Raw genomic sequence first — 4,551 nt, forward strand, 5'->3', positions numbered from 1 at the left:
TTTCTTTAAGATGTCTTCTCTTTTCATTATCTAGTTTTTTTGATGATGGGGATACTCTTCTTGTTTCAACTTTTGGTTTTGGCGTATATATTGTTCGCCTCCAGGGGTATTTAATTAAGTAGATTATTTATCTACTTAATAATATATATTATTTATTTAGACAAATTGTTACAATTTATCTAAAAATAATATTAAATTTAAATAAAAAAAACAGCCCTATATAGGACTGTTTTTTATTTAAGTTTAGCATGCTTTTTATCTTTGCGCATATTTTTGTGCTATTTTAACTATTAAATTTGAACACTTTTCTAATGCAATTATTGGAATACACTCATTTTTACTATGGAAATTAAGCCCTCCTGTAAATATATTTGGACACGGTAACCCCATAAATGATAGTCTAGCTCCATCTGTACCACCTCTAATTGGTACAATTATTGGAGTTATATCACATTCCTTCATAGCTTCCTCTGCTATATCAACAATAAACTTAACAGGTTCTACTTTTTCCTTCATATTATAGTATTGGTCATTTAACTCTAAAGTAACTCTTCCATTATATTTTTCACTTACTTTAGATATAGCATCTTTCATATATTGTTTTCTATATTCAAATTTTTCCTTGCTATGGTCTCTTATTATATAAACCATAGTTGCATTTTCAACGTTTCCATTTATATCATTCAAATGATAGAATCCCTCATATCCTTCTGTAGTCTCTGGTCTCTCACTCTGAGGGAACATTTGTGATATTTCTGCCGCTATATGTAAAGCATTTATCATCTTATTCTTTGCTGCCCCTGGATGTACATTTCTTCCCTGTATAGTTATCGTAGCTCCTGCTGCATTAAAGTTTTCATATTGAAGTTCTCCCATTATCCCACCGTCAATAGTATATGCATACTTTGCACCAAACTTTTCAACATTAAATAAGTCTGCACCTCTACCTATTTCTTCATCTGGTGTAAATCCAATTTTTATATCCCCATGTTTTATTTCTGGATTATTTACTAAATACTCTATTGCAGTAACTATTTCTGATATACCAGCCTTATCATCTGCACCTAGCAATGTTGTCCCATCTGTAACAATTAAATCTTCACCTATAAATTTTTTCAAATCAGGATAATCGTTAGATGATGTTATTATATTTAATTCTTCATTTAAAACTATATCTTTGCCATCATAATTTTTTATTATCTTAGGCTTAACATTTTTACCAGTAACATCTGGTGCTGTATCTAAATGTGATATAAATCCTATAGTTTCTACACCTTCTGTATTTCCTTTTAATGTTGCCATGACATAACTATTTTCATCAACATGTGCATCTTCTAATCCTAAAGATTTAAGTTCTTCTACTAAATAATTAGCAAATACTTTTTGTCCTTCGCTTGATGGACAATTTGAATTATTAGGATTTGCAGTTGTATCAAAAGTAACATATTTTAAAAATCTTTGAACTACCTTTTCTCTCATATTCAACCCTTCCTTTATATTTACTGTTAAATTTTGTATATAAAGCTTATTATAACCATTATATTATAATACTATATTAAAGTATATCTAGTTTTAATACATAGTGTATATTTGTGCTACTTTAATAATCAAATCTATTTATATTATCTATTTATTATCAATTAATAATTCCTAAAAATAAAAAGTTTACTTATTTTGAGCAATGCGTCAGCAAAATACTTTATATCACCAACGACTTTGTCCGTTACTCAAAATCTTTTTATGTTCAAAACTAGTTGATTGGTATTGCTTAAATTCAGAAGTCATATACATTTTTAAAGTATTATAATATCTTTAAGTGTAAAAAAATAAAACACTATATAGTGTTTTATTTTATGTGAAAATTCTTACCTTTTTTATTCTATTTTTATCTAAACTTTCTATACAGAATTTTATATTATCTACCTCGATTACTTCATTTTCTTCAGGTAAGCGTCTTAGATGTCCTATTATATATCCTCCTATAGAATCAAATTCTTCTGATTCTAATCTTACACCTATGAGTTCATTTACATCTGTAATTTTTATACTTCCGTCTACAATGTATTCATCTTCTTTTATTACTTGTATTTCTTCTTCTTCCTCATCATATTCATCTTCTATATCGCCAACTATTACTTCAACCAAATCTTCTATAGTTATAAGTCCTGCTGTTCCTCCATACTCATCTACAACTATAGCCATTTGACTTTTTTCTATTTTCATTTCTTCAAGTAATTGTGTTATTTTTTTAAACTCATATGTGAAGAATGGCTCTCTTATATAATCTTTTATATTAAATTGTTGTATTTCTTCATCACTTAAAAAGATTATGTCTTTTATATTTAAAATACCTATTATATCATCTATAGATTCATTATATACAGGCATTCTACTAAACTTTTCACTTTTAAAAATTTCTATTATTTCTTCATATTTATCTTCGCTATTTATAGCTATCATATCTAACCTTTGTACCATGGCTTCTTTAGCTTGCATATCACCAAATTGGAATACATTGTTGATTATTTCCCTTTCTTCTATTTCAAGAACTCCCTCTTCATGACCAACATTTACCATAGTTTTTAATTCTTCTTCAGTTATATATGGCTGATTGCTTTTATCTTTTACACCTAATATTTTAAATATTACTCCTGTAACTAGGTTAAATACCCATACTACAGGTTTTAATATAAATATAATTACCTTTATTGGCCTTGATACAAAGATAGCAACTTTCTCAGAATTATTAGCAGCTATAGTTTTAGGCGTTATTTCTCCAAATAATAATACTAAAACTGTCATTACTGCAGTAGCTACAGGTACACCATTACTTCCAAGCAATGTCATAAATAAGGATGTAGATATAGATGTTGCTGCTATATTTACAACGTTATTTCCAACCAATATAGTACTTAATAACTTATTTGAGTCCTCTATTAAGCTCGCAACTAGCTTTGCTCCCTTAACGCCCTCTTCTTGCATATGCCTTATTCTTATTTTACTTAATGACATTAGTGATGTTTCTGATGCAGAGAAAAAACCTGATCCTATAAGTAGTATCACTAATGCTATAGTTTGAATCAAAATACCGGTCGAATCCAACCTTTACCACACTCCTAATTTTTTATTTTAATTGTAATAGATTATATCATACTTAACTGTGTTTGGTAAATAATATAAACTCCTATAATTTCTTATATTATATTTTGCACTTTATATAATCAGTATTCAAATTATATTTTTCTCTCAGTATATATTATAATTTATATATTTATATAATCATAGTTTATGTTGTATTCTATAAAATTATATATCTCGGATAAAATATGCACTCCTTTCACATAATAATATCATATTAAATAAGGAGGTATATTTATGAAAGATTTACTTGAAAAAGGTGCTGTACTCCAACGAGATAAAGAAACATACGCTATAGCACCTCATATCCCTGCAGGGCTAGTTACATCAGATCAACTTAGAAAACTTGCTGATGTTGCAGATAAATATAATGTTTCTGCAATAAAAATTACAGCAGCACAACGTATAGCTTTAGTAGGACTAAAAGAGGATGATATAGACAGTGCTTGGAATGACTTAGGCATGAAGCCTGGTGCTGCAATTGGGCTATGTGTAAGAAGTATAAAAACTTGTCCTGGAACAAGTTTTTGTAAGAGAGGTTTTAGAGATTCTGTATCTATGGGATTAAAGCTTGATGATAGATACCATGGTATGGATCTTCCTAATAAGTTAAAAATAGGTGTTAGTGGCTGTCCGAATAGTTGTGCTGATAACCATACACGTGATATCGGTTTAATGGGAACTCCTAAAGGATGGACAGTTTTCGTTGGAGGAAAAGGCGGAACAATACCTAGACTTGGTGATAGGCTTATAATGAACGTTCCTGATGATAAAGTTTTAGAATTAGTAGACGAAATAGTTAATATATATTCAAATAATGCAAATAATAAACAACGTTTAGGTTCATATATTGATTCTATAGGTTTTGATACATTTAAATCTATGATAAATTTAGACAAATATATACAATAAATCTTTTTTTATCTTAAAAATTATCACATTTCGCCTAAATATACATATGTTATATTAAGAGAAGCTTGTTGAAGGTTTCTCTTAAATAAAACTAAAACTTTAAAACAAAACTCCTGTAAATATTTTAGTGATCGGATATAAATAAAAATTCTCCCCATATTTTAAACCACCTATTTCTCCCCCCCTTAGGTGGTTTTTTTTATATTATAATGTATATAAAATAATAATTTGTTAATACTTATTACTGAGAGCGGAAATTATATATCTCTCCCCCTAATAAGTATATATGGCGCCTACAAACTCCCCCTTGTAGACGCCACTTTTTTTAATTATATTCTCATTAATTTATTATCAAATCCTAAATTATATCTATCATTTGTTATAAATGCTAATATATTTAATGCATTTTCATGATTTCTATTTGTTTTAATATTTACTTATACGTAAAATATTTATTTTACTCTAATTACTAATCTCAAAATCATTACTCATAAGTTTAAA

General features: G+C 28.0%; 3 protein-coding genes. 1 reads left to right on the plus strand and 2 read right to left on the minus strand.

Translation table 11 applies throughout. The annotated features are described in order from the left end of the window. Positions 1 to 255: 255 nt before the first annotated feature. A complete protein-coding gene (pepT, locus tag Q5F54_RS10875; RefSeq protein ID WP_281537252.1) occupies positions 256 to 1,479 on the minus strand; it encodes a peptidase T in 1,224 nt (407 codons plus the stop codon). Positions 1,480 to 1,851: 372 nt separating this feature from the next. After that, positions 1,852 to 3,102, minus strand: coding sequence for an HlyC/CorC family transporter (locus Q5F54_RS10880; protein ID WP_281537251.1), 1,251 nt, complete (start codon positions 3,100 to 3,102; stop codon positions 1,852 to 1,854). A gap of 273 nt (positions 3,103 to 3,375) precedes the next feature. Between Q5F54_RS10880 and Q5F54_RS10885 the strand changes: the two genes are divergently transcribed. Continuing rightward, positions 3,376 to 4,050, plus strand: a complete 675-nt coding sequence (locus Q5F54_RS10885; RefSeq protein ID WP_281537250.1) for an NAD(P)/FAD-dependent oxidoreductase — start codon at positions 3,376 to 3,378, stop codon at positions 4,048 to 4,050. The last annotated feature ends 501 nt before the right edge of the window (positions 4,051 to 4,551 follow it).

This window comes from uncultured Romboutsia sp. (genome assembly GCF_958366745.1).
Lineage (GTDB): Bacteria > Bacillota > Clostridia > Peptostreptococcales > Peptostreptococcaceae > Romboutsia > Romboutsia timonensis.